1 protein-coding gene and 1 pseudogene are annotated in these 659 nt (G+C 70.3%); both read left to right on the top strand.

What is annotated here, in order from left to right:
• Positions 1-363, top strand: a pseudogene (locus R1101_RS0125070) (NDP-sugar synthase); the annotation flags it as partial.
• A 14-nt stretch (positions 364-377) separates the two neighbouring features.
• A partial coding sequence (locus R1101_RS0125065) for an SGNH/GDSL hydrolase family protein (RefSeq protein WP_037225338.1) occupies positions 378-659 on the top strand: 282 nt, incomplete at its 3' end.

The raw sequence follows: 659 nt of genomic DNA, 5'->3' as shown, positions 1-659 counted from the left end.
ATCGCTCCGTCCCCGGCGCTCCCGCCGCAGCGCGGCGAGTCGCTCGTGCATCCGGGTGCCTCCGTGGCCCCGGGCGCCCTGCTCATCGGCGGCACGGTCGTCGGCCGCGGCGCCGAGATCGGTGCGGGTGCCCGCCTGGACGGCGCGGTGATCTTCGACGGTGCGCGGGTCGAGGCCGGTGCGGTGGTCGAACGGAGCATCATCGGTTTCGGGGTACGGGTCGGTCCGCGGGCCCTGATCCGCGACGGTGTGATCGGTGACGGCGCCGACATCGGTGCGCGATGCGAGCTGCTGCGCGGTGCCCGGGTGTGGCCGGGAGTGAAGATCCCCGACGGTGGTATCCGGTTCAGTACCGACGTGTGAGTCGAGAGGTCGAAGTGGGTTTCGAAAGGTACGTGGCTCTCGGTGATTCGTTCACCGAGGGTGTGGGTGATCCGGATCCGTCGCGCCCCAACGGGCTACGCGGCTGGGCCGATCTCGTCGCCGGCGAGCTGGCGCGCCGGTCGGAGAACTTCGCGTACGCGAACCTCGCCATCCGGGGCAGGTTGCTGCGACCGATCATCGACGAGCAGCTCGGGACCGCCGTGGCGATGCGTCCCGATCTCGTGACGATCTACGCCGGCGGCAACAACCTCATGCGTCCGAAGCTCGACCTCGAC

Origin of the sequence: Rhodococcus sp. R1101 (assembly GCF_000278445.1) — a bacterium.
In the GTDB taxonomy this organism is placed as follows: domain Bacteria; phylum Actinomycetota; class Actinomycetes; order Mycobacteriales; family Mycobacteriaceae; genus Rhodococcus; species Rhodococcus gordoniae.
The sequence above is the reverse complement of the archived record's forward strand: the minus strand, read 5'-3'. Positions and strand labels throughout refer to the sequence as shown.